Source organism: Streptomyces beigongshangae (assembly GCF_019710745.1).
Lineage (GTDB): Bacteria > Actinomycetota > Actinomycetes > Streptomycetales > Streptomycetaceae > Streptomyces > Streptomyces beigongshangae.
Genome location: NZ_JAHKJW010000013.1, coordinates 46612 through 71136 on the forward strand (window position 1 = coordinate 46612; position 24525 = coordinate 71136).

General features: G+C 73.3%; 19 protein-coding genes and 1 tRNA gene. 10 read left to right on the plus strand and 10 right to left on the minus strand.

From position 1 onward, the window contains the following. Positions 1–52 precede the first annotated feature (52 nt). The 3 genes from KM933_RS12525 to KM933_RS12535 all read right to left on the minus strand — a co-directional run bounded on the left by KM933_RS12525 (position 53) and on the right by KM933_RS12535 (position 5789). Positions 53–1426, minus strand: a complete 1374-nt coding sequence (locus KM933_RS12525; protein ID WP_430727306.1) for a M1 family metallopeptidase — start codon at positions 1424–1426, stop codon at positions 53–55. Positions 1427–1498: 72 nt separating this feature from the next. Continuing rightward, complete coding sequence (locus tag KM933_RS12530) at positions 1499–5374, minus strand: Pls/PosA family non-ribosomal peptide synthetase (protein ID WP_221351333.1); 3876 nt, start codon at positions 5372–5374, stop codon at positions 1499–1501. A gap of 330 nt (positions 5375–5704) precedes the next feature. Continuing rightward, positions 5705–5789 (minus strand) — tRNA-Leu (locus KM933_RS12535). Between the two features lie 196 nt (positions 5790–5985). On the opposite strand from KM933_RS12535, the gene KM933_RS12540 reads away from it, so the two are divergent. The 3 genes from KM933_RS12540 to KM933_RS12550 all read left to right on the plus strand — a co-directional run bounded on the left by KM933_RS12540 (position 5986) and on the right by KM933_RS12550 (position 8692). Then, positions 5986–7311 (plus strand): M20/M25/M40 family metallo-hydrolase, encoded by a 1326-nt coding sequence (locus KM933_RS12540; RefSeq protein ID WP_221351335.1) that lies wholly within the window; start codon positions 5986–5988, stop codon positions 7309–7311. Positions 7312–7472: 161 nt separating this feature from the next. After that, positions 7473–7706: a chaplin gene (locus KM933_RS12545; protein ID WP_221351337.1), complete on the plus strand. Its 234-nt coding sequence runs from the start codon at positions 7473–7475 to the stop codon at positions 7704–7706. 191 nt (positions 7707–7897) lie between these two features. Next, a complete protein-coding gene (locus KM933_RS12550) occupies positions 7898–8692 on the plus strand; it encodes a chaplin (RefSeq protein ID WP_221351339.1) in 795 nt (264 codons plus the stop codon). A 131-nt stretch (positions 8693–8823) separates the two neighbouring features. On the opposite strand, the gene KM933_RS12555 is transcribed toward KM933_RS12550, so the two are convergent. After that, entirely contained in the window at positions 8824–9012 is a 189-nt protein-coding gene (locus KM933_RS12555) for a DUF5703 family protein (protein ID WP_221351341.1), read from the minus strand. Between the two features lie 47 nt (positions 9013–9059). Between KM933_RS12555 and KM933_RS12560 the strand changes: the two genes are divergently transcribed. Continuing rightward, positions 9060–9830: a hypothetical protein gene (locus KM933_RS12560; protein ID WP_221351343.1), complete on the plus strand. Its 771-nt coding sequence runs from the start codon at positions 9060–9062 to the stop codon at positions 9828–9830. A 133-nt stretch (positions 9831–9963) separates the two neighbouring features. Here KM933_RS12560 and KM933_RS12565 read toward each other — a convergent pair whose 3' ends face one another. Beyond that, positions 9964–12228: a helix-hairpin-helix domain-containing protein gene (locus tag KM933_RS12565; RefSeq protein ID WP_221351345.1), complete on the minus strand. Its 2265-nt coding sequence runs from the start codon at positions 12226–12228 to the stop codon at positions 9964–9966. Further along, positions 12225–13208: an aldo/keto reductase gene (locus KM933_RS12570; protein WP_221351347.1), complete on the minus strand. Its 984-nt coding sequence runs from the start codon at positions 13206–13208 to the stop codon at positions 12225–12227. Before KM933_RS12570 ends, KM933_RS12565 begins: the two co-directional genes overlap by 4 nt. A 150-nt stretch (positions 13209–13358) precedes the next feature. Here KM933_RS12570 and KM933_RS12575 point away from each other — a divergent pair, with 150 nt between their 5' ends. Both KM933_RS12575 and KM933_RS12580 read left to right on the plus strand, forming a co-directional pair. Then, positions 13359–14414 (plus strand): LLM class F420-dependent oxidoreductase, encoded by a 1056-nt coding sequence (locus tag KM933_RS12575; protein ID WP_221351348.1) that lies wholly within the window; start codon positions 13359–13361, stop codon positions 14412–14414. 266 nt (positions 14415–14680) lie between these two features. Continuing rightward, complete coding sequence (locus tag KM933_RS12580) at positions 14681–15469, plus strand: ferritin-like domain-containing protein (protein ID WP_221351350.1); 789 nt, start codon at positions 14681–14683, stop codon at positions 15467–15469. 90 nt (positions 15470–15559) lie between these two features. Here the strand turns inward: KM933_RS12580 and corA are convergent, their stop codons facing one another. Continuing rightward, on the minus strand, positions 15560–16549 hold the full coding sequence (gene corA / locus KM933_RS12585) for a magnesium/cobalt transporter CorA (protein WP_221351352.1): 990 nt from the start codon (positions 16547–16549) through the stop codon (positions 15560–15562). Between the two features lie 62 nt (positions 16550–16611). On the opposite strand from corA, the gene KM933_RS12590 reads away from it, so the two are divergent. The 4 genes from KM933_RS12590 to mshC all read left to right on the plus strand — a co-directional run bounded on the left by KM933_RS12590 (position 16612) and on the right by mshC (position 20229). Further along, entirely contained in the window at positions 16612–17298 is a 687-nt protein-coding gene (locus tag KM933_RS12590) for a histidine phosphatase family protein (RefSeq protein WP_221351354.1), read from the plus strand. A 103-nt stretch (positions 17299–17401) separates the two neighbouring features. Next, on the plus strand, positions 17402–17992 hold the full coding sequence (locus KM933_RS12595; protein ID WP_221351356.1) for a DUF3090 domain-containing protein: 591 nt from the start codon (positions 17402–17404) through the stop codon (positions 17990–17992). Further along, on the plus strand, positions 17956–18855 hold the full coding sequence (locus KM933_RS12600; protein ID WP_221351358.1) for an SCO1664 family protein: 900 nt from the start codon (positions 17956–17958) through the stop codon (positions 18853–18855). Before KM933_RS12595 ends, KM933_RS12600 begins: the two co-directional genes overlap by 37 nt. A 144-nt stretch (positions 18856–18999) precedes the next feature. Beyond that, positions 19000–20229 carry a cysteine--1-D-myo-inosityl 2-amino-2-deoxy-alpha-D-glucopyranoside ligase gene (gene mshC, locus KM933_RS12605; protein WP_221351360.1) on the plus strand — a complete coding sequence of 410 codons (1230 nt, stop codon included), beginning with the start codon at positions 19000–19002 and terminating at the stop codon, positions 20227–20229. 124 nt (positions 20230–20353) lie between these two features. On the opposite strand, the gene KM933_RS12610 is transcribed toward mshC, so the two are convergent. The 3 genes from KM933_RS12610 to KM933_RS12620 form a co-directional block, all read right to left on the minus strand. Then, positions 20354–20986, minus strand: a complete 633-nt coding sequence (locus KM933_RS12610) for a hypothetical protein (RefSeq protein WP_221351362.1) — start codon at positions 20984–20986, stop codon at positions 20354–20356. A gap of 55 nt (positions 20987–21041) precedes the next feature. Next, on the minus strand, positions 21042–22790 hold the full coding sequence (locus KM933_RS12615) for a S8 family peptidase (RefSeq protein WP_221351364.1): 1749 nt from the start codon (positions 22788–22790) through the stop codon (positions 21042–21044). Positions 22791–23311: 521 nt separating this feature from the next. Next, positions 23312–24379 carry a PAC2 family protein gene (locus tag KM933_RS12620; RefSeq protein ID WP_221351366.1) on the minus strand — a complete coding sequence of 356 codons (1068 nt, stop codon included), beginning with the start codon at positions 24377–24379 and terminating at the stop codon, positions 23312–23314. Positions 24380–24525: the final 146 nt, after the last annotated feature.

Below are 24525 nucleotides of genomic sequence, written 5' to 3' on the forward strand. Positions count from 1 at the left end.
CCCCCATCCTCCCGCACTCCCGGGCCCCTCCCGCACCCCCCCGGACGGAGCCCTACGCCCCGCGGGGCGGATACGGCGGCCGCGCCGGTATCGCCACCCCCGGCGACGGCAGCGGCGGCAGCGCCCCCTCGTGCACCCACGCCGAGAACAGCTCGTCCAGCGGCTCCGCCGCGAACCGCGCCGCGTGCGCGGCGAACGCCGCCGTCGTCACCACCCCGCCCCGGTGCACCGAGACCCACCCCCGCAGCATCCGGAAGAACGCCTCGTCCCCCAGGGCGCACCGCACCGCGTGCAGCACCAGCCCGCCCCGCTCGTACAGCCGGTCGTCGAACATCAGCTTGCGGCCCGGGTCGGCCAGCCGCAGATCCTGCGGCTGCCCGGCCAGCCCCCGGTGGGCGACGCCCGCGAGGGTCTGCGCCGTGGGTCCGCCGGAGCGCTCCGACCACAGCCACTCCGCGTACTTGGCGAAGCCCTCGTTCAGCCAGATGTGCCGCCAGTCGGCGATGCTCACGCTGTTGCCGAACCACTGGTGCGCCAGCTCGTGCGCCACCAGCCGCTCCCACCCCCGCGCCCCGTCCACGTGGTTGGCGCCGAACAGCGAGAGCCCCTGCGCCTCCACGGGGACGTCGAGGTCCTCCTCGGTGACGACCACCGCGTACTCACCGAACGGATACGGGCCGAACAGCTCCTCGAACAGCGCCATCATCGCGGGCTGCCGCGCGAAGTCCCGCGAGAAGTCCGCCAGCAGCCGCGCCGGGATGTGCCCCGTCTGCGGCACACCGCCCGGCCCCGGGTCGCCGAGCAGCACGGTCTGGTACTTGCCGATGGCCAGCCCGACCAGATAACTCGACGTGGGCGCCGCCTGCTCGTACACCCACGTCGTCGTGGACGCCTTCGGCGTGCGCGCCAGCAGGCGCCCGCCCGCGACCACCGAGTACGCCGACGGCGTGGTGACGGAGAGCTGGTACGAGGCCTTGTCGGCGGGCCGGTCGTTGCACGGGTACCAGGAGGGCGCGCCCACCGGCTGGCTCGCCACCAGCGCCCCGTCCTCCAGCTCCTCCCAGCCGAGCCCGCCCCACGGACTCCGTACCGGCGCCGGGTTGCCCGACCAGTGGACCTCCGCGGTGAACGCGGCCCCGGCCCGGACCGGCTTCGCGGGGCGGATCCGCAGCCTGCCGCCCCGGTGCGTGTAGTGCGCCGCCCGCCCGTCGACCCGTACCCGGGCGATCCGGAAGTCGGCGAGGTTCAGCTGGAACTCGGCGAGCGGCGACCGGCCCGCTATGGCGTTCAGACGCGCGGTGCCGGACAGCCGGTTGGGACCCGGGCGGTAGTCCAGGGCGATCTCGTACCGGTGGACCCGGTAACGGGGATCCCCGTTCGCCGGGAAGTACGGATCCGCTCCCGCTGTCTGCTGAACCACTGAAATGTCCGCTCCCCTGCGCTGTGCCCGTACGGCGTACCGACTGTTCCCTTCCCCGGACGCCGTACGGGGCCGCGCCTAGGAACGCCACGCCTCGATCGGGTTGCCCAGCCAGCGGGTGTCGTCGGGAACGGACTCCGCCGCCATGACGAGGGAGGCGGGTCCCAGTGTGCTGCGCGCCCCGACGGTGCTGCCGGGAAGAACGATTCCGCCCGGGCCCAGGGTGGCGCCCTCACGGAGGACCACAGTATCCGTCCGCAAGATCCGGTCGTGGAAGAGGTGGGTCTGGAGCACGCAGCCGCGGTTGACCGTCGCCGCGTCCTCCAGCGTCACCAGGTCCGACTCGGGCAGCCAGTAGCTCTCCACCCACACGCCCCGGCCGATCCGGGCGCCGAGGCCGCGCAGCCACAGGTTCAGCACGGCCGTGCCCGGCACGGACCCGGCCAGCCACGGCACGGCGACCACCTCGATGAAGGTGTCCGCCAGCTCGTTGCGCCACACGAAACCGCTCCACAGCGGGTGCTCACCGGTCCGGTGGCGTCCCACGAGCAGCCACTTCGCGGCCACCGACAGCAGCCCCGCGGCCGCCCCCGCGGCCAGCAGCACCACCCCGGCGAGCGTCCACGCCCACATCCCGAGCGCGCTCAGCGCCGCCACCGTCAGCACGGCGAGCGCCGCCGAGCAGAAGACGGGCACGATCCGGCACAGCTCGACGAGCCCGCGCGCCCACAGCATCCGCGCGGGAGGCTCGTAGGTACGGCTCTGGTCGCCGCCCTGCGCCGGGCGCGGCAGCCTGACCGGCGGCAGCCCCAGGTAGGAACTGCCCTTCTTGGCCTTCTTCGGCGTCGCGGAGAGCACCCCGACCAGACCGCCGTCCGGCACCGAGCGGCCCGGCGCGGTCATCCCGGAGTTCCCCAGGAAGGCCCGGCGCCCGATCTCCGCCCGGCCGATCCGCATCCAGCCGCCCCCCAGCTCGTACGGCGCGGTCAGCGTGTCGTCGGCCAGGAACGCGCCCTCGCCGACCGTGGTCAGGCTCGGCAGCGCCAGCACCGTCGACACCTCGGCGCCCCGCCCGATCCGCATCCCGAGCAGCCGCAGCCACACCGGGGTGACCAGCCCCGCGTACAGCGGGAACAGCGTCTCGCGGGAGCGGTCCATCAGCTGGGTGACCGTCCATGCCTGCCAGCCGGTCCTGCTGTGCGTCGGGTGCGTACCGGGGCGCAGCCCGAGGCTGAGCAGCCGCACGGCGACCAGCAGGAGCAGCGCGTACGCCAGACCGAAGGCGAGCGTCGCCGGCACCAGCGCCACGGCCGCGCCCCGCAGGGCGTCGGCGAGCCCGGCGTCCGGGGAGACGAAGACGCTCGCCACGAGCAGCGCCGTCAGCGCCGCGACCAGCGGCAGCAGCGTCAGCGCCAATCCGCTCGCCCCGTACATCACACCCCAGTACGTGCCCTTCCGCGGGCGCTCCTTGGGCCAGTCCCGCTTGGCCCTGCCCAGCTTGACCGCGGGCGCGCCCGCCCACCGCTGACCCGTCGGGACGTGCCCGGACACGGCCGAACCGGGGGCCACCTCGGCCCGCTTGCCCACGCGGGCGCCGGGGAAGAGGATGCTCCGGGTGCCGACGACGGCGTGCGCGCCGACCTTGACCGGGCCGATCTCCAGCCGGTCGCCGTCCAGCCAGTGCCCCGACAGGTCCACCTCGGACTCCACGGCGGCGCCGCGGCCCAGCTTGAGCAGGCCGGTCACCGGCGGCAGCGAGTGCAGGTCGACGTCCGGCCCGACCTTGGCGCCCAGCGCCCGCGCGTACCGCTCCAGCCAGGTCCCGGTCAGCGAGGTCGCCCCGCTGAACTCGGCGAGCCGCTCGGCCGTCCACAGCCGCAGGTGCACGCTCCCGCCCCGCGGATACCGGCCGGGCGCCACGTTCCGCAGGAGCAGCCGCGCGCCGCCGGCGCCGATCGCCAGCTTTCCGGGCGGGCTGAAGAGCAGGACGGCCGCCGGGCCGACCAGCCACCAGGAGGTGGCCGGCGCCCACGGGTACGCCCCGAACCGGTGCAGTGCGTTGCCGAGCGCGGCCAGGGCCACCGTCCAGCGCAGCCCGAGCAGCGTGAACAGCGGGACGAGCACGAGCAGCTGGATCAGCCGGGCCCGGCGCGGCACCGGCGCGATCACCCGCCGGGCGCCGTCGCCCTGCGCCGACCCCTCCAGGTGCCGGGCCAGCTTGCGCAGGACCGGCTGCTGGTAGATGTCGAGCACGGCGGCGCTCGGATAGCGGGTGCGCAGCCTGGTGGTGAGCAGGGCGGCGGCGAGGCTGCCGCCGCCGATCGCGAAGAAGTCGTCCCGGGCGGAGCTCACCGGGATGCCGAGCACCTCGCCCCACTGCTCGGCGAGCCACGCCTCGGTCCCGTAGAGCCGCTCGGCCGGGCCGCCGGTGTCCAGGTTCTCCAGCGGCCAGGGCAGCGCGTCGCGGTCGACCTTGCCGGACGTGCGGGTCGGCAGGTCGGACACGGGCGCGAGCAGCGGCACGAGGGCCGCGGGCAGTTCCGCCCGCAGCTTCTCGACGGCCGCCGCCTGGTCCCAGCCGTCCTGGAGCACCACATAGCCGACGAGCAGCTGGTTCCCGCCGCGCGCGGTGCGTACGGCGGCCGCGGCGCCCGCCACCCCGGGCAGGCCCTGGAGCGCGGTGTCCACCTCGCCCAGCTCGATCCGGCGGCCGCCGAGCTTGATCTGCTCGTCGGCCCGCCCCAGGAAGACCAGCCCTTCCGGCTCGGCCCTGACCAGGTCGCCGCTGCGGTAGGCGCGCTCCCAGCCGAGCGACTCCAGCGGGGCGTACTTCTCGGCGTCCTTCTCCGCGTCGAGGTAGCGGGCGAGCCCGACCCCGCCGATGACGAGCTGCCCGCTGCCGCCCATCGCCACGGGCCGGCCGGCCTCGTCGACGACGGCCAGTTCCCAGCCGTCGAGCGGCAGCCCGATCCGGACCGGCTCCTCGCCGGTCAGCAGCGAGGCGCAGGCCACGACGGTGGCCTCGGTGGGCCCGTAGGTGTTCCACACCTCGCGCCCCTCGGTGACCAGGCGCTGCGCCAGCTCGGGCGGGCATGCCTCGCCGCCGAAGATCAGCAGCCGTACCTCGTTGAGGGCCTCCGGCTCCCACAGGGCGGCCAGCGTCGGCACGGTGGAGACGACGGTGATCTCCTGCTCGACCAGCCAGGGCCCCAGGTCGGCGCCGCTGCGCACCTGGGAGCGCGGCACCGGTACCAGGCAGGCCCCGTACCGCCAGGCCAGCCACATCTCCTCGCAGGAGGCGTCGAACGCCACGGACAGGCCGGCCATGACCCGGTCGCCCGGCCCGATGGGGTCCTCGGTGAGGAACAGCCTGGCCTCGGCGTCCACGAAGGCGGCGGCGCTGCGGTGCGTGACGGCCACGCCCTTGGGCCTGCCCGTCGAACCGGAGGTGAAGATGACCCACGCGTCGTGCCCGGTCCCGGGCCGCGAGGCGGGCACCTCGCTCCGCCCTTCCACGGTCAGCTCGTGCCCGGCCCCGACGACGGCGCGCACGTCCGCCTCGCCGAAGACCAGCTCGGCCCGCTCGTCCGGGTCCTCGGCGTCCACCGGCACGTAGGCGGCCCCCGCGGCCAGCACGGCGAGCACGGCGACGTACAGCTCGTTGGTGCCCGACGGCACGCGTACGCCGACGCGGTCGCCGAGTCCGACCCCGGCGTCACCGAGCCGCTGCCGCAACGCCTCGACCTCGACGGCGAGGTCACGGTAGGTCAGGGCCCGGCGGCCGTCGTCCAGCGCGGGCTCGTCGGGATACGCCCGCACGGAGGCGTCGAGGATGTCGACGAGCGTGCGCGGCGAAGGTGCGGAGGAGGCGGAGAAACGTGCCCGGTCGCCGAACCCGGCCCGTACGTCGTCGTCGGACAATTCGAGCGAGGGGCCTTGCTGGAGGGCTGCCATCGGGTCCTCACGTGTCGTTCCCGGCCGGGCCGGGGGAGCCTGCGGGCCCGCAGGTGTGCCTGGGGATGTTCCGGTCAGCTCCGAACAAGCATGGAATTTTAGTACGACACCGGCCGTGGACCCGCGTCCCGGCCGGGCGGGCAGTGCGTACGGAGACGCTGGAACAGCGGTCCGCGGCGCGCTGACATCGGGATACGTCACCCTGACGAGATCTACCCCACATCTACCCCGGATCCGCCCGCGGCACCATTCGGCGGGTGGATTCGGCAGGCATCGCGGATACATGAATGAGGGCCGCGACCAGTGGTCGCGGCCCTCACCCGTTCCTTGTGTCCGAGGGGGGACTTGAACCCCCACGCCCGATAAAGGGCACTAGCACCTCAAGCTAGCGCGTCTGCCATTCCGCCACCCGGACAAGGTGTCTGTCGCGCGGGGTTCCCCTCGCGGCGACGAAGGAAACATTACCAGGCTTTCCAGGTCACCCGATCACGGGCCGGGTGCCGGACACGAGGCGTGAACGACGTGTGACGGGCGCGGTCCGGCCTTGGGCCGCGGGGGCCGGGGAGGGAGGATGGAAGGGACCACCAGCAGTGACCGTGGGAGGAAGCAGCGTGAGCGAGCAGGACACGACCAGGAGCATCAAGGGTGAGGACGAGGTCGTCGACCTCTGCCGCGAGCTGATCCGGATCGACACGAGCAACTACGGCGACCACTCGGGTCCGGGCGAGCGCCAGGCCGCCGAGTACGTCGCGGAGAAGCTCGCCGAGGTGGGGCTGGAGCCGCAGGTCTTCGAGTCGCACCGGGGCCGCGCCTCCACGGTGGTCAGGATCGAGGGCGAGGACCGCTCGCGGCCCGGCCTGCTCATCCACGGCCACACGGACGTCGTGCCGGCGAACGCCGGGGACTGGACGCACCACCCGTTCTCCGGCGAGATCGCCGACGGCTGCGTGTGGGGCCGCGGCGCGGTCGACATGAAGGACATGGACGCGATGACCCTCGCGGTCGTCCGCGACCGGGTGCGCAGCGGCCGCAAGCCCCCCCGGGACCTCGTGCTGGCCTTCCTGGCCGACGAGGAGGCGGGCGGCACGTTCGGCGCCAGGCACCTCGTCGACAAGCACCCCGGCCTCTTCGAAGGGGTGACGGAGGCGATCGGCGAGGTCGGCGGATTCTCCTTCACGGTCAACGAGAACCTGCGGCTGTACCTGGTGGAGACCGCCCAGAAGGGCATGCACTGGATGAAGCTGACCGTGGACGGCACCGCCGGGCACGGTTCGATGATCCACCGGGACAACGCGATCACCGAACTGTCCGAGGCGGTCGGGCGGCTCGGGCGGCACAAGTTCCCCGTGCGGGTGACGAAGACGCTGCGGCACTTCCTGGACGAGCTCGGCGACGCCCTCGGCACCGAGCTGGACCCGGAGGACATGGACGCGACGCTGGCCAAGCTCGGCGGCATCGCCAAGCTCATCGGCGCCTCGCTCCAGAACACCGCCAACCCGACCCAGCTGGGCGCGGGCTACAAGGTGAACGTGATCCCGGGACAGGCCACCGCGCACGTCGACGGCCGGTACCTGCCGGGGTACGAGGAGGAGTTCCTCGCCGACCTGGACCGGATCCTCGGCCCGAACGTGCGGCGCGAGGACGTGCACGCGGACAAGGCCCTGGAGACCACCTTCGACGGGGCCCTCGTGGACGCCATGCAGACCGCCCTGGCCGCCGAGGACCCGATCGCGCGGGCCGTCCCGTACATGCTCTCCGCCGGCACCGACGCCAAGTCCTTCGACGACCTCGGCATCCGCTGCTTCGGCTTCGCCCCGCTGAAGCTGCCGCCGGAGCTGGACTTCGCCGGGATGTTCCACGGCGTCGACGAGCGGGTCCCGGTGGACGCCCTGAAGTTCGGCGTGCGGGTGCTGGACCGCTTCATCGACGCCTCCTGAGCGCACGGCGTGCGTGATGGGCTTGCGTGATAATCGCCAGCGTGTACGGGGCTGACTGAGAAGAGTGAATGCGCTCATAAGCTCGTAGCCCTATTACTCCCTCCTCGTTACTGGTGATGTGATCCGCGGATTGGATCACCTTTTCCAACTAGGAGGAAATTATGATCAAGAAGATCGTCGCCACTGTCGCCGCCACGGGTGGCCTCGTTCTCGCCGGTGCGGGTGTCGCGGCTGCCGACGCCGGTGCGCAGGGTGCTGCCGCGGCCTCTCCCGGTGTGGTCTCGGGCAACGTCATCCAGGTGCCCGTCCACGTGCCGGTGAACGTCTGCGGCAACACGGTGGACGTGATCGGCGTGCTGAACCCCGCCTTCGGCAACGCCTGCGTCAACGCCTGACACCTTGTCCACCTCGTGAGAGCTCATGAGGGCCGGTACCCCACGAAGGCCCGGAGCCATGAGGGTCTGTGTCCGCGGCCCCGGAGCGCGTGCCATGCGCTCCGGGGCCGCGGACGTTCCGAATTCCGCGCACCCGCGTCCCGCGCGTGCGCATTCCTGAAGCGACACGGTTCACGAGGCAGGGAAAAGCTATGCGACAGGTCACCCGCAAAGGCCTGATGACGGTGGCGGCGGCGACCGGGGTCCTCGCCGTCACCGGCGGTTACGCACACGCCGATTCGGGGGCGCACGGCACCACTTCGGGCTCCCCGGGCGTACTCTCCGGGAACTCGGTGCAGGCTCCGGTGCACGCGCCGGTCAACGTCTGCGGCAACACGGTGAACGTGGTCGGGGCGCTCAACCCGGCGGCCGGCAACGAGTGCGCCGACGAGGGCGGTGACTCCGGGCAGTACGGCCCGGACGACGGAGCGCAGGCCGGGGGGCACACCGAGGGCTCGCCCGGCGTGGGCTCCGGCAACCACGTGCAGATCCCGGTGGACGTCCCGGTCGACGTCTGCGGCAACAGTGTCTCCGCCGGTGGTGTCGGCAACACGGCCGCGGACAACGCCTGCGGGCACTCCGGCGGCGCGGACGGGGTGACGCCGCCCGGCCACGGGAACCCGGACACCCCGGGCACCCCGGACTCCCCCGGCCGACCGGACACCCCGGGCGGGCCCGGTGACCAGGACCGGCCGGGCGCCCCGGGCGACCCGGGCAAGCCGGGCGGGAACGACGGCGGCGGCAGCGGGGGCGACGGAGGCGGGGGCGGCGCCACGGACGGCTCGTACGCGAACCACCCCGGCACGCGGACCGCCGACCGGCCGGACGGTTCCGGCCACCTCGCGCAGACCGGCGGCGATGTGCCGCTCGGCCTCGCGCTGCCGGTGAGCGCGGGCGCGCTGCTCGCGGGCACCGTGCTCTACCGCAGGGCGCGCGCCTCGGCCTGAGCGGACGTCCCCGGGACGAAGAGGTCCCTGCACGGAAAAAGCCCCGTCCGGGTGAGGAGACTCACATTCCGGGCAGGTCGCACGGACGGGCCCCGCACGCGCGGGGCCCGCTCCGTTTCAGCCGTCCCGCATCACCACGTGGCACGCACCTGACGGATGATCCGTCGGCGCAACCGCACCCTGCGGCTGCCGTCGGTGTGCAGGCTGAGGCGGTCCAACTCCCAGTGTCCGTACTCCGCATGGTCCGTCAGCAGGCGTGTCGCTTCCTTGCGGGAGACCCCGCGCGGCACATACACGTCGACAAATTCGTATTCCGGCATCGCATCTATTGTGCGTGCGGAGGCCGTGTACGGATAGCGTCTGCACTATGTCTGATGCTGCGCAGCCCACCGCTGCCGAGGTACGCGCCGCCGCCGAGGCGGTCAAGACCGCGCTCGACCGCCACCTGGCGGCGGTCGAGCGCAGGTCGGGTGAGGACGACCCGGCCGTCTACGAGGCGTTCAACGAGCTGGCGGCGGCCGCCGAGGAGTACGACGAGCTCCTCTACGACCGCTACGACGAGGTCACCCCCTTCGAGATCCCCGGCTCCGACGAGGCGCCTCCGCCGTACACCGGACCGGAGGAGCCCCACGCGCTGAGCGTGCTGATCCGCCGGGACTACTCGGTGGTGGAGCCGCAGCGGCTGCTGGCGCAGGCCCAGCGGGTCGAGGCCGTCGAGGAGGCCGGGGTCGTCACGGAGGGCTTCGACGGCGTGTCCGGGACCGTGCACGGGGCGCTCGGCGTCCTCTTCGGCGAGTTCGAGCCCGACGAGATCGCCTCCCGGCACAAGGAGTTCGGTCTGGAGGAGGGCGACTCGACGCTGTGGGTGATCGCCTCGGACGAACCGGCCGAGGCGGGGGAGTGGCTGGAGGCACCGTTCGACCGGGCGGACGCCCACCCGGTGGTGTGCCGCTTCGACGTCAGCGCGGTCTTCGACGACGACGCGGACGACGGCATCGAGGAGATCGATGCCTTCGACGACGTCGATGACGTCCATGACGTCGACGGCATCGGGGGCACGGTCGAGCCCGGACCACCGCTGGAACCCGCCGAGGTCCTCGACGATCCCGAGGACCTGGGAAACCGTCGGGGCCGCTGACGGCCCGTCGGCCGACGGGGTGGCGGGCACCGGGCGATCGCCTCCGGTGCCCGCCACCGGTGCGTCCGGGGCGCGGGCCCGGCCCGGCACCGGCACCCGGGTCCGGCACCGGCATCCGGGCCGGTCACCGGGCTCAGCCGGACGGCGGGATCTGCGCGGTGAGCAGGGCCGGGAGCCGGGTGGTGCGGGGCCTGGCGGGGATCTCCGCCACCGCTCGGGGAAGTGCCTGCTCCACACCGTGCACCACCGAGAGGTGCCGGTCGGCGCGGCCGAAGGCCGTGTAGACCCAGGGCCGGGAGAGCGCCTGCGCGGCGTCACCGGGCAGCACCACGACCGCGGCGGGCCAGCGGATCCCGACGGCCTGGTGGGCGGTGAGGGCCCAGCCGTGCCGCACGGTCTGCTCCACCCGCTCCTTCGGCACCACGACGGGCGCGCCCGCGCACTCCAGGTGCAGTCCGTCGGCGTCGGCCTTCACCACCCGGCCCGGGACGGAACGGCCCGGCACGGGGGTGTACGCGATCCGGTCGCCGGGGTCGAAACCGCCGAACCGGCCGGGGCCCGGGTTCAGCCTCTCCTTCAGCGCGGCGTTGAGCACACGGGTGCCCGCCGCCCCGCCGTGGCCCGGCGTGATCACCTGGGTCTGCTCGGCCGGGACGCCGATCGCACGCGGTACCGAGTCGGCGACCAGCTGCACGGTGCGGTGGACCGCCTCCCCGGCGTCCCGCACCGGGATGATCACCACTTCCCTGCCGGGCGCCTCGACCTGGTTCAGCTCGCCGATGCCGATGCCCGAGACCAGTTCGCCCACGGGACCCGGGTCCGGGGTCCGGGAGGCGACCTGCGGGCACACCTTCGCGGCGAGCAGGTCCGCGAAGACCCGGCCGGGCCCCGCCGACCACAGCACACCGGGATCCCCGCTCAGCACCAGCCGGGCGCCGTCGGGCAGCGACTCGGCGAGCATCGCGGCGCTCTCGACGTCGAGCTGCGGCGCGTCGAGCACGACCAGGAGGTCGGTGCGGAGCATGCCGTCCGCGTCCCGCCCCGGGCCCTCCTCCCCGGAGAGCAGCCCGGCGACGGTGACCACCGTCCCGCCGGCCGAAGCCGTGTCCCGTGCCTCCTCCGCCGTACCGAGCAGTCCGGCGAAGCGACGGCGGCCGTCCGGGTGGTGGGCGGCGGCGCACACCCGCAGGCCGAGCGAGCGGGCCGCCGCCACCAGCGACGCGCACTCGGCGCGGGACGCCTCGCCCCCGGTGTGCAGGACGAGGCCGTGGCCCGCGACCGCCCGGACCAGTCCGGTGGCCGACCCCGTCGCCGCCGGCTCCCAGGCCGCGACCGAGCCGTCCTCCTTGGGCAGGGAGTTCACCACCCGGGCGAGCCCGTCGGCGAGGCTCTCCTCGGCGAGCGCGTACCGCTCCAGGCCGATGAGGACGCGCACCGGGCGTGCCCCTTCGCCCTCCCCGGCCTCCCCGTCTTCCCCGGCCTCCCCGTCCGTCCTGCCTGCCGCCGCCGGGTCGTGCCCGGCTTCGGCCGCGTCCTGGAAGAGCAGGGCGTCGCCCTCCGCCAGGGCGCTCTGCACGGCGGCGTCGGGGTCGGGCACCGAGCGCTGTGCGAGCGCGGCGTGGAGGGCCTGGGCCTCCAGGGCGGTGTGGCCCGCCAGCGCCGCCTGTTCGAGGAGCCACACCGTGACCGCGCGGCCCCGCCGCTCGTCGTCCGGCCCGGCCTCCGCGCCCAGCAGGGCCCGGGCGAACCCGTCGGCCTGCTCGGGCCGCACCCCCGCCACGCGGAGCAGCTGCCAGGGGTCCTCGCGCAGCTGCCCGTCCGCCCCCTCGCCGAGGGTCGCTGCGGCCTGCGGTGCCAGTGCCTCCGGGGCGCCGCCCCGGACGAGCACCGCGCGCACCGCGTCGACGGACTCGGCGGCCATCGGCACCGGGGCGCCGGTGCCGGCGCCGGACGGCACGGGCTGCGGGCGCCGCACCGGCTCAGGGGCGGCACTTCGCGGCGCGGGCCCGGGGTCGCTGAAGACGCCCGCCGGGGGCTTCTCCCCGCTCTCCACGGCCCGGACGGCCGCGAGCAGGTCGGCGGCCTTCCCGCTCAGTCCCGTCCCGGCCCGGACCGGCCCCTCCTTCTCCGCCTTGCGTCGCTCGATCCGCTCCCGGAACTCCCGCTGCGCGGCCAGCTCGGCCTCGGCCTCCGACAACTGGGCCGCACCCTCGGTGCCGTCCTCAGCGGTGCTGTCTTCGGTGGTGCCGCTCCCGGCGGTGCCGTCCTCAGCGGTGCTGTCTTCGGTGGTGCCGCCCCCGGCGGTGCCGTCCTCGGCTGTGCCGTCTCCGGCTGTGCCGTCTCCGGTGTCCGGCGTCCCCGGCTCGGCTTCCTCCGCGGCGGACGGCTCCGTGGTCACAGCGTGCTCCAGTCGTGATCGGGATAGTGGTGCACGGGCGCCGACACGTCGTCGAGAGCCCGGCAGATCTCGTCAGGAAGACTAAGGCTCTCCACTGACAACGCGGCCGTGAGCTGCAGCGCGTTGCGCGCGCCGATGATCGGGGCGGCCACTCCCGGGCGGTCGCGGACCCAGGCGAGGGCCACCTGGAGCGGCGTCACCGCGAGGCCGTCCGCCGCCGTCGTCACCGCGTCCACGATGCGGCCCGCGGCGTCGTCCAGGTACGGCGCGACGAACGGCGCCAGCTGCTCCGACGCGCCCCGCGAGTCCGCGGGCGTCCCGTGCCGGTACTTGCCCGTCAGTACGCCCCGGCCCAGCGGGGAGGACGGCAGCAGACCGATGCCCAGGTCCAGGGCCGCGGGCAGCACCTCGCGCTCGACACCGCGCTGCAGCAGCGAGTACTCCATCTGCGTACCGGCCAGGCGCGTGCGTATCCCGGGGGCGGCGAGCTGCCAGGTCGCCGCCTTCGCGAGCTGCCAGCCGCAGAAGCCGGACACCCCGGCATAGCGCGCCCGGCCGCTGGCGACGGCGATGTCGAGGGCCTGGAGCGTCTCCTCCAGCGGTGTGCGGGGGTCGAAGGCGTGGATCTGCCACAGGTCCACGTGGTCCGTGCCGAGCCGTGCCAGCGAGGCGTCCAGGGCGGAGAGCAGATGCCCCCGCGAGCCGTCGAAGCGCCGGTCCGGGTCGGGCACGCTGCCCGCCTTCGTGGCGACGACCAGGTCCCGGCGCGGGATCAGACCCGCCATGAGCTGTCCGAGCAGGTACTCGGCCGCCCCGTCCCCGTACACGTCGGCCGTGTCGACGAGGGTGCCGCCCGCCTCCCAGAACGACTTCAACAGGTCCGCGGCGTCGTGCTCGTCGGTGACCCTGCCCCAGGTGAGGGTGCCGAGCCCGATGCGGGACACGCGCAGGCCGGTACGGCCGAGATGCCTCTGCTCCATGAGGGCTGAGGTTACTGGCCGGAAGTCGGCACGCGGGGGCCTGTGGACAACCCGGATCCGCATGATCGGCGAGGCAGTCCCTGCCGCTCGGCGCGACGGCGCGCTAGGGTGCCGGGCAAAGACGTTACTGATCAGTAAGGGGAATCGGCCATGCAGCTCGGGATCAACCTCGGCTACTGGGGTGCCGGAATGGACGCGGACAACCTCGCCGTGGCCCAGGAGGCCGACCGCCTCGGCTACGCGGTCTGCTGGGCCGCCGAGGCGTACGGCTCGGACGCGGCCACCGTGCTGAGCTGGGTCGCCTCCCGGACCGAACGCATCGACGTCGGGTCGGCCATCTTCCAGATCCCGGCCCGCCAGCCCGCGATGACCGCGATGACCGCGGCCACCCTGGACTCGCTCTCCGGCGGCCGTTTCCGGCTCGGCCTCGGGGTCTCCGGACCGCAGGTCTCCGAGGGCTGGTACGGCGTCAAGTTCGACAAGCCGCTGGCCCGCACCCGCGAGTACGTCGAGATCGTGCGCAAGGCGATGACCCGCGAGCGCCTGTCGTACGAGGGCGCGCACTGGACCCTCCCGCTGCCGGACGGCCCCGGCAAGCCGCTCAAGCTGACCGTGCACCCGGAGCGCGAGCACATCCCGCTCTACATCGCGGCGATCGGCCCGAAGAACCTGGAGCAGACCGGTGAGATCGCCGACGGCGCCCTGCTGATCTTCCCGTCCGCGGAGCACCTGGAGGACACCGCGGTCGGGTACCTGCGCGCGGGCCGTGAGAAGGCCGGCCTGACCATGGACGGCTTCGACGTCTGCCCGACGGTGCCGCTCGCGCTGGGCGAGGACAAGGACGTACCGGCGCTGGCCGACACGTTCCGCCCGTACACCGCCCTGTACGTGGGCGGCATGGGCAGCCGCAAGCAGAACTTCTACAACCAGCTCGCCCGGCGCATGGGCTACGAGAAGGAGGCGGCCGAGGTCCAGGACAAGTACCTGGACGGCGACAAGCAGGGCGCGGCGGCCGCCCTCCCGCACCGGCTCATCGACCAGACCACGCTGCTCGGTTCCGTGGAGCGCATCGCGGACCGGATGAGCGCCTACGCGGCCGCCGGTGTCACCACCCTCACGCTGGCCCCGGCGGGCTTCACCCTGGACGACCGCCTCGCCTCGCTGCGGGCCGGGGCCGAGGCACTGGAGCGCGCCGGACTGGCGTAGCGGGGAAACGGGCCGGTCCGGGAGGGCCGCGCACCGCGGGAGAGGAATTCTCCGGCCGTGGTGGGGGCTCGGGGGCCTTCCCCGCCACGGCCGTCACGGAGCACAACGCGCCGGGACCCGTCCGGTTACGCGCCTCTCATTCCCTTCGCGTCCATCGTTCGGCGGATTTGTCCGACACGGCTGTTGCCGCACCCCTGACTGCCCACTTGACTCGTTCTCCGCGGAGTCCCGCACGGAGGTGGGAGCCGCGCGTGGAGGTGGCAGACATGCTTTCGGCCAAGAGTCTTTTCCAGGAGATCATCGACAACGACGAGTCGTTCCGGCTCTTCTGCTCCATCGCCGCCGGCGGGGAGACGCAGGGCGGCTGGGAGAACGCGCGGATCGCGGCCCTCGTCCCGGAGGGCGAGCGCGCCCTGGCACCCAAGATCGCCCGGCACGGCGCGGACGAGGACAAGCACGGGCGGATCTTCAACGCCCTCCTGAGGAAACGGGGTCTCACACCCGTCGAGATCCCGCCCGGGACCGACTACCCGCTGATCCTGGAGCAGCACGGCATCGGCCTGGCGCACGACAGGCTCAGGCGCGACGAGCCGCTCACCCTCCAGGACATCCTCACCTACCTGTCCCACAGCAGGATCACGGAGCAGCGGGCCGCGAACCAGATGGCGATGCTCCGCAAGGACTTCGGGAACCACCCGGAGATCGGCAAGGCCGTGCGGATGATCTGCGACGACGAGGACAACCACCTCGCGTACTGCCACGAGGAGCTGCTGCGCTACGCCCGGCAGGGCCACGGACGGGCCATCCAGCGGACCCTGCGCGACTGCGCGATCGCCGAGACCCGGATCTACCGGGACGTCAGCCTCACCGCGATGGCCCACCTGGGCCGCATCCTCGGCTGGTCCGCGCCCAAGGCGGCGCTGCTCGCGACGGGCATCCGCGCCATGTACGCGTACGAGCGTACGATCGGCTGGCGGCGGATGGTCTCGCTGACGATGCCGCGGCGGCGCGACGCCCTGGGCGGCCCGGCGACGGCGGCACCGGGACCGGCCTGAGCGCCTGCCCACGCGCGCGTGCGGCGGCCCCGTGCACGGCACGCGCGCGTGCGGCTCCGTGCACGCAGGCGCGCGTGGCCCGCGGACGGGTCACAGCCAGCCGCGCCTCTTGAAGAGCCGGAACAGCAGCACCTCCAGGACCGCCATGAGCAGGACGACCGCCGGGTAGGTCCAGACCCAGCGCAGCTCCGGCATGTGTTCGAAGTTCATGCCGTAGATGCCCGCGATCATCGTGGGGACCGCGGCCATGGCCGCCCACGAGGAGATCTTGCGCATGTCGTCGTTCTGCCGCACGCTCATCTGCGCCAGGTGCGCCGACAGGACGTCCGAGACCAGCCGGTCCAGCGCCTCCACGGACTCGTTGACCCGGATCAGGTGGTCGTTGACGTCCCGGAAGAACGGCTGCGCCCCCTCGTCGACGAACGGCACCGCGGTACCGGCGCCCGCGAGGCGGTTCACCGGCGGGGACAGCGGCCCGGTGGCCCGGCGGAACTCCAGGATCTGCCGCTTGAAGGTGTAGATCCGGGACGCGATGTGCCGGGACCCGCCGTCGTTCGGCGAGAACACCTCCGCCTCCAGCTCCTCCAGGTCCGTCTGGAGCTCGGTCGCCACCTCCAGGTAGTGGTCGACGGTGGCGTCGGCGATCGCGTAGAGCACCGAGGTCGGGCCCAGGCGCATCATCTCCGGGTCCTTCTCCAGCCGGGCGCGCACCGCCTTGAGGGGCGAGCCCTCACCGTGACGCACGGTCACCACGAAGGAATCGCCCAGGAAGATCATCAGCTCGCCGGACGACACGGTGTCGCTGTCCGGCTCGTACACCACCGGCTTGAGGACCGCGAACAGCGAGTCGTCGTACACCTCCAGCTTGGGACGCTGATGGGCCTTGAGGGCGTCCTCGACGGCCAGCTCGTGCAGCCCGAACTCCTCGGTGACGAGATCGAACTCGCGTTCCGTCGGCTCGTGCAGCCCGATCCACACGAACGCGTCCCCGGCCGCACGTGCCGCGTCCAGTGTGTCGGAAAGGTCGTCCAGCCCTTCCGTCCGGTGCCCGTCCCGGTAGATGGCACAGTCCACGATCACGGAGCGTTCTCTCCTGTCACTCGTTCTCCGGCGTACTCGCCCGGGCGCCTACCCTGGGCCGCATGCCCACCCTGATCCTCGTCCGGCACGGACGCTCGACCGCCAACACCGCCGGGCTGCTCGCCGGGTGGACCCCCGGCGTCGCCCTCGACGAACGCGGTACCGCCCAGGCCGCCGCGCTGCCCGGCCGCCTCGCGGAACTGCCGCTGGCCGAAGTCGTCAGCAGCCCCCTCCAGCGCTGCCAGGAGACGATCCGGCCGCTCCTCGACGCCCGTCCCGGACTGCGGTCCCACTCCGACGAACGTATCGGGGAGTGCCACTACGGGGACTGGTCGGGGCGCAAGCTCGCCGAGCTGGCGGGCGAACCGCTGATGGAGGTCGTCCAGTCGCACCCCTCCGCCGCCGCGTTCCCGGGCGGCGAGTCGATGCGCGCCATGCAGACCCGGGCCGCCGAGGCGGTACGCGAGTGGAACGCGCGCGTGGAGCGCGACCACGGCGGCGACGCCGTGTACCTCATGTGCTCGCACGGCGACATCATCAAGTCGCTCGTGGCGGACGCACTCGGGCTTCATCTGGACCTCTTCCAGCGGATCTCCGTAGAACCTTGTTCCATCACAGCGATCCGTTACACACGGCTGCGGCCGTTTCTCGTACGTCTCGGGGACACCGGCGACCTCTCCTCGCTCGCCCCGCGGGAGGAAACGTCCGGCAGCGAAGCGGCGGTCGGGGGCGGTGCGGGCGCACCGTGATCGTCGGCCGCAGTAGGGTGAAGCGGTCGGAGCGGCGCAGCAGTTGCCGGCGGCCGGCACAAATGACGGCAGAAGCAGTCGATCGACCCAATGGAGACAGGACGTGTCCCGTCAGGTGTTCCTCTACGACCCGCCGGACCGTTTCGTAGCCGGCACGGTCGGGCTGCCAGGGCGACGTACCTTCTTCCTGCAGGCCACCTCCGGTCCCCGGGTGACCAGCGTGGCCCTGGAGAAGACGCAGGTGGCGGCCCTCGCCGAACGCATGGACGAGCTCCTCGACGAGGTCGTGCGGCGGACCGGGGGCAGCGCGCCCGTCCCCGCGGTGCCCCCGGTCGAGATCTCCGACTCCGCGCCCCTCGACACACCGGTGGAGGAGGAGTTCCGCGTCGGCACCATGGCCCTCGCCTGGGACGGCGAAGAGCAGCGCATGATCGTCGAGGCACAGGCGCTCGTGGAGCTGGACGCCGACTCCGAGGAGGACCTGGCCGCCGCCGAGGAGGAGCTGCTGCAGGACGAGGAGAACGGCCCGCCCATGCTGCGGGTCCGCCTCACCGGCGCCCAGGCCCGCGCCTTCGCCAGACGCGCCCTCGAAGTCGTCAACGCCGGCCGGCCGCCCTGCCCGCTGTGCAGTCTCCCGCTCGACCCGGAAGGACACGTATGTCCGCGCCAGAACGGATACCGCCGCGAGGCGTGACCACGGCCGAGCTGCTCACCGAGGGTGAGCTGACGGTCCGCGGCCGCATCCGTGAGGCATCGAACGCGGTGCTGCTCTGCGACGTCTCGTACGAGGGCCGCGGGGCGTCCTGCGTCTACAAGCCGGTCGCCGGCGAGCGGCCGCTGTGGGACTTCCCCGACGGGACCCTCGCCCAGCGGGAGGTCGCGGCGTACGAGGTGTCGGAGGCGACCGGCTGGGGGCTCGTCCCGACCACCGTGCTGCGCGACGGACCGTACGGCCCGGGCATGTGCCAGCTGTGGATCGAGCCCCCGGCCGATGCCGACGCCGATGCCGACGCCGATGCCGCCGGTGATGGTGACGGGGAAGGTGACGCCGGGAACGACGACGGTGACGCCGTGGGCGGGGCCGGGCTGCTCGCGCTGGTCGACGGCGAGGAGCCGGGCGAGGGCTGGAAGGCCGTCGGCCTCGCCGAGGTCGGCGAAGGGCGTACGGCCCTGCTCGTGCACGCCGACGACGACCGGCTGCGCAGACTCGCCGTCCTCGACGCAGTGATCAACAACGCGGACCGCAAGGGCGGGCACCTGCTGCCCGCGTCCGGGGGGCGGCTCTACGGGATCGACCACGGGGTCACCTTCAGCACCGAGAACAAGCTGCGCACCCTGCTCTGGGGCTGGGCGGGGGAGAAGCTGACCCCCGAGGCCGTCGAGGTCCTGGAGCGGCTCGGGGACGCCCTGGCAGGGTCGCTGGGCACCCGTCTGGGCGAGCTGATCACCCCGGCGGAGGTGGCGGCCACGCGCGCGCGAGTGACCGGTCTGCTCGCGTCCGGACGGCATCCGGAACCCTCGGGCGAGTGGCCCGCGATCCCGTGGCCGCCCGTGTAGCCGTGGCGCACGCCGCGGGACAGCGTGCCGCACACGACGGGACAGTCGTGCCGCACACGACGGGGCGCCGGGCAAGAGGGCCTGTCCGGCCATCCTGCCTGGTCCGGTTCGTATACGGAACATCCGTCCGGTTAGGCTCAGGGTATGCATGCCTGGCCCGCCTCCGACGTCCCCGCCCTGCCCGGCGAGGGCCGCGACCTCCGGATCCACGACACCGCGACCGGGGGTCCCGTGACCCTCGACCCCGGTCCCGTCGCCCGTATCTACGTCTGCGGCATCACCCCGTACGACGCGACCCACATCGGGCACGCGGCGACCTACAACGCGTTCGACCTCGTGCAGCGCGTGTGGCTCGACACCAAGCGGCAGGTCCACTACGTCCAGAACGTGACGGACGTCGACGACCCGCTACTGGAGCGCGCCGCGCGGGACGACGTCGACTGGGTCTCGCTCGCCGAGCGGGAGACCGCCCTCTTCCGCGAGGACATGACCGCCCTGCGGATGCTGCCCCCGCGGCACTACGTCGGCGCCGTCGAGGCCATACCGGGGATCGTCCCGCTGGTGGAGCGGCTGCGGGACTCCGGGGCCGCGTACGACCTGGAGGGCGACGTCTACTTCTCCGTCGAGGCGGATCCGCACTTCGGCGGCGTGTCCCACCTCGACGCGGCGGCCATGCGGCTGCTGTCCGCCGAGCGCGGCGGCGACCCGGACCGCCCGGGCAAGAAGAACCCGCTCGACCCCATGCTGTGGATGGCCGCCCGCGAGGGCGAGCCGAGCTGGGACGGCGGTTCCCTCGGCCGGGGCCGGCCCGGCTGGCACATCGAGTGCGTCGCGATCGCGCTCGACCACCTGGGCATGGGCTTCGACGTCCAGGGCGGCGGCTCCGACCTCGTCTTCCCGCACCACGAGATGGGCGCCTCGCACGCGCAGGTGCTGACCGGCGAGTTCCCCATGGCCAAGGCGTACGTGCACGCCGGCATGGTGGCGCTCGACGGCGAGAAGATGTCCAAGTCCAGGGGCAACCTGGTCTTCGTGTCCGCGCTCCGCCGCGCCGGCGTCGATCCGGCGGCCATCCGGCTCGCCCTGCTCGCGCACCACTACCGGGCCGACTGGGAGTGGACCGACCAGGTCCTCCAGGACGCCGTCGCGCGGCTGGAGCGCTGGCGGGCCGCCGTGTCGCGGCCCGACGGCCCACCGGCCGAAGCACTCGTCGAGGAGATCCGCGAGGCCCTCTCGAACGACCTGGACGCGCCGGCGGCCCTCGCGGCGGTCGACCGCTGGGCCGCGCTCCAGGCGGGGACGGGCGGCACGGACGAGGGCGCCCCCGGCGTCGTCTCGCGCGCCGTGGACGCCCTGATGGGCGTGGCGCTCTGACGGTCCCGGCGGGGACGGGCCGTACGACGTCGGGCGCCGGACGGGCATGACCCGTCCGGCGCCCTCCGCCGGCCGGACCGCGCGTCATCCGCGGGCGGAGCGCCGTGCGTCACGTCGCTGCACGTCACTGCTTGTTGACGATCACGGCCTGGATGGTGCTGGTCGCGGGGTCGTAGATCGCCAGGACCTGCTGACCGAAGGCGAAAGCCTCCTGGACCGCGTCGTGCGTCACCTGGTTCGGGTCGACCAGTGAACGCCATGCCTGGTCGACGTACAGGAAGAGCGTCGGGGGCTGGCCCGGCAGCGGGGTGACGACGTCCCAGAAGCGCTCCGCGACGCCCCGCGTCAGCGCGACGGCCTCAAGAGCGCTGCGTACGATCTGCGGCTGCGCCTGCTGCTGCTGTTGTTGCTGCTGCCCGCCGAGCTGCTGGAGCAACTGCTGGTACGGCTGCTGCTGGCCCAGCTGCTGGAGCTGCTGCTGCAGGTGCTGGGGGAGCTGCTGCGGGCCGAACCCCTGCTGTTGGCCCATGCCCTGCTGCCCCATGCCCTGCTGGCCGAACGGCTGCTGTTGCTGCTGGCCGTACGGCTGCTGCTGCCCGAAGCCCTGCTGCTGCCCGAAGCCCTGCTGCTGGCCGAAGAAGCCCTGCTGCGGGTCCTGCTGCGGGGGAGACGTGCTCGGACCCTGCTGCTGGCCCTGCTGGCCCTGCTGGCCGATCCCCTGCTGGCCTTGCTGACTCATCTGCGGGGTGGTGCTCATGCGGGTGCCACCTTCCCTCAAGGGTCGCTCGATGGTTGGTCGACGGCCGGTCGTGTCAGCCCGTGACGACCAGACCGACGATCTCGTCGTCCGAGAACCAGACCCGTACGTCGGGCCGTCCGCTCGCGAAGGCGGACTGCACCGACTGCCTGATCTCGGCGGACGGGTTGTTCAGGCTCCGCCAGCCGCCGGCCACGTAGAGCCGGAGCCTGGGCGGGAGTTCACGCGGATAGGGCACCAGCTCGTCCCAGTACCGTTCGGCCTGGCCCGAGCCGACCGCCCCCGGCAGCAGATGGGCCACCGCCGCCTTGATGTCCGGCCTGTTGCCGATCCGCTGCGACGCGGGCCGGCCCGGCGCGTCCTGCTGCGGGGAGCCCGTGGCCCGCAGCACCCCGCGTGCCCTCTCCGGGGTCATCGGCTCCTGGCCGGCCGCCTTGAGCATGCCCTGCAGCGCGGCCAGGGCGCCGACCACCACCGGGGAGGCGGAGGAGGTCCCGGAGAACGTGTCGGTGAACCAGGCGATCTCCTCGGCGCCGCCCTGCAGGTCGCCGGGCCGGTCCCAGAAGCCGCCGGTCGTGGTGACCTCGCGGCCCCAGCCCTGCGCGTCCACCCGGGCCCCGTAGTTGGAGAACGCCAGGCGCGAGCGGTCCGGGCCGTGGTCGCGGCCGTGGGTGCCGGGCGGCGGGGCGCCCGCGCCGACCAAGATCGCGCCGGAGGACTGGTTGGACGGGTTGAAGGGGTTGCGCCACCACTCGACGAACTCGTCGGGGCGGCGCTCGTAGACCGCGTCGTCCAGGGACTCGCCGCCGTTGCCCGCGGCCTCCACCACGAGGATGCCCCGGGCGGTCGCGCACCGGATGGCCGCGAAGTCGTCCGGCCACCATTCGAGCGGGATGTAGCCTCGCTGGTCGTCGCGCTGCCGGTGGTCGAACCGCGGTCCCGGGCGGTGCAGCTCGACCAGGATGATGTCGCCGGCGCCGAGCCGGTCCGCCGCCGCGTTGATCGCCGCCGCCGTGCCGATGCCGTGGAAGGACGCGGCGGCCGTGACGCTGTCCGGCACGATGCCGGTGATGCCGTACTCGTTGCGGTCGCCGCCGATCACGCCGATCACGGCGGTGCCGTGGTTGCGCCAGGCCAGGTCCTGGATCGGGGTGCCCACGACCACGCCCGAGAGCTTCGCGGCCAGGTCCTCGTGGCCCAGCTGCCAGGCCCCCTCCACGTCGATCACGGTGACGCCCCGGCCGGAGCCGCCGGGCCGCTGCCAGGCCCAGTACGCGTCCACGCCCTCGGGCGCGGGCCGCAGATAGCCCTGACGGCTGGTGAAGTCGGGGGTGACGGGTGCGCCCTCCTTGCGGCGCCGGTCCTCGTCGGCGCTCTGCCCGACGGACTCCACGGATGCCGGTACGGCGGCCGGTTTCACGTAGGCCGTGGCGATCTCCGGCAGCGCGGCGATCCGGGAGCGCAGTTCCTGGGCCCGCTCCTCACCGCCGCGCACCCGGTAGAACAGCCCGAGGTCGGGCAGCGTCTCGGCGCCCGCGGCGGAGGGCCGGGCCGTCGCCCGCAGCCGCTCCTCGCTGCCGAACAGTGGTTCCAGGGCCAGCTGTTCGTCGCTGAGGAACATCGCCAGCGACGACACGTCGGCACCGGCCGCCGAGCGGACACCCTCGGCCCCGGCACGCAGCCGGGCCTCGGGCCGGGCGACGACGATCAGTTCCTGCTCGGCTCCCCGGTAGTCGAATCCCGCTCCGTCGGGCCCCGGCCCGGACGTTCCCGGGCCCTGCTCCGGCTGTACCTGGTCGGTCATCGCGTGCTGCTCCCTTCGGTCCGTGCGGGTGCAGGTGCTGGATGGGCGGTGCGCTCTCCGGAGCAGACCTCGCTCCTCCGGAGCCGACCTCCGGGGCACACCTTGCTCCTCCGGAGCCGACCCGTCCACCCCCGAGTGCGCCAACTGCGTTTGCGGGCAAGTTGAATTGGGTAGCGTGACGATTTCGTCCTGAAAACGATGTCACGGCACAATCCGGCCGAATGCTGCGGAGACGGTTGTCGTGTGCCGGGGTGACAGCGTCCGCCGGCCGTCGGGACGACGGCGCTCCGGTCCCACGCGGAGACGCACCGGGGCACCCGCGGACCTGTTCCTTCGCCCGACGGGGACTCCTCACCCGGATGCCGCCGCGGGTGCGGCGGCGCTCCCCGACGGCACGGCACGCGCGGCCGAAACCGAAACACGGGGAGGCCCCCGGCCGCTCCCGGGTACACGCCTGCGCCCGGCGCCGAGCACGACGAGCGAGGGGCGGTGCGCCCGTGGCGCACCGCCCCTTCACACGGTCAGTCCTCCGGGGAATCCTCGGAGCCCGGTGAGCCCGAGGAGCCCGGGGCATCGGGGTCCGGCGAGTCCGCGGTGCCGGCACCGGTGCCGGTGTCGGCGGCGTCCGCGGGCCCCGGACGCTGCGGCTTCGGCGGTCTCGTACGGCCGCCCGGCGTGTCACGCAGGTACGTACCGGGGAGGTCGCCGCTCTCCGTGGCGTGGCCGCCGGGCGCCGCCGCCGGACCGCTCCCGTCCCGCCTGCGCAGATAGCGCTCGAACTCGCGGGCGATCGCCTCGCCCGACGCCTCCGGCAGCTCGGCGGTGTCCCGGGCCTCCTCCAGCGTCTGCACGTACTCGGCGACCTCGCTGTCCTCGGCCGCCAGCTGGTCCACGCCGACCTGCCAGGCCCGGGCGTCCTCGGGGAGCTCGCCCAGTGGGATCCGCAGGTCGATCAGGTCCTCCAGGCGGTTCAGGAGGGCCAGCGTCGCCTTGGGGTTCGGCGGCTGCGAGACGTAGTGCGGCACGGCCGCCCACAGCGACACCGCGGGTACGCCCGCGTGCGTGCACGCCTCCTGGAGGATGCCGACGATGCCCGTGGGGCCCTCGTACTTGGTCTCCTCCAGATCCATCGTGCGCGCCAGGTCGGGGTCGGAGGTGACCCCGCTGACCGGCACCGGACGGGTGTGCGGGGTGTCACCGAGCAGCGCGCCGAGGATCACCACCAGCTCCACGCCCAGCTCATGGGCGAAACCGAGCAGTTCGTTGCAGAAGGAACGCCAGCGCATCGACGGCTCGATGCCCCGCACCAGTACCAGGTCCCGCGGTTTCTCGCCGCCCACCCGGACCACCGACAACCTTGTCGTGGGCCAGGTGATCTTGCGCACACCGCCGTCCAGCCACACGGTGGGGCGGTTGACCTGGAAGTCGTAGTAGTCCTCGGCGTCGAGCGCCGCGAACACCTCGCCCTTCCACTCACCGTCCAGATGCGCGACCGCGGTGGAAGCGGCGTCGCCGGCGTCGTTCCAGCCCTCGAACGCGGCCACCATGACGGGGTCGACCAGCTCGGGAACCCCCTCGAGCTCGATCACCCGGCGCCTCCTTCACTTCCGACGTACCCTCACGTACGCCCCAACCTTACGGCTTTCGCGGTGGGCGTCCGCAGCCCCCTCGTACGGGGAGTGACCGGATCACTGCCCCGTTCACCGCGCCCGGACACCCCGCGGACCGTGCCTAT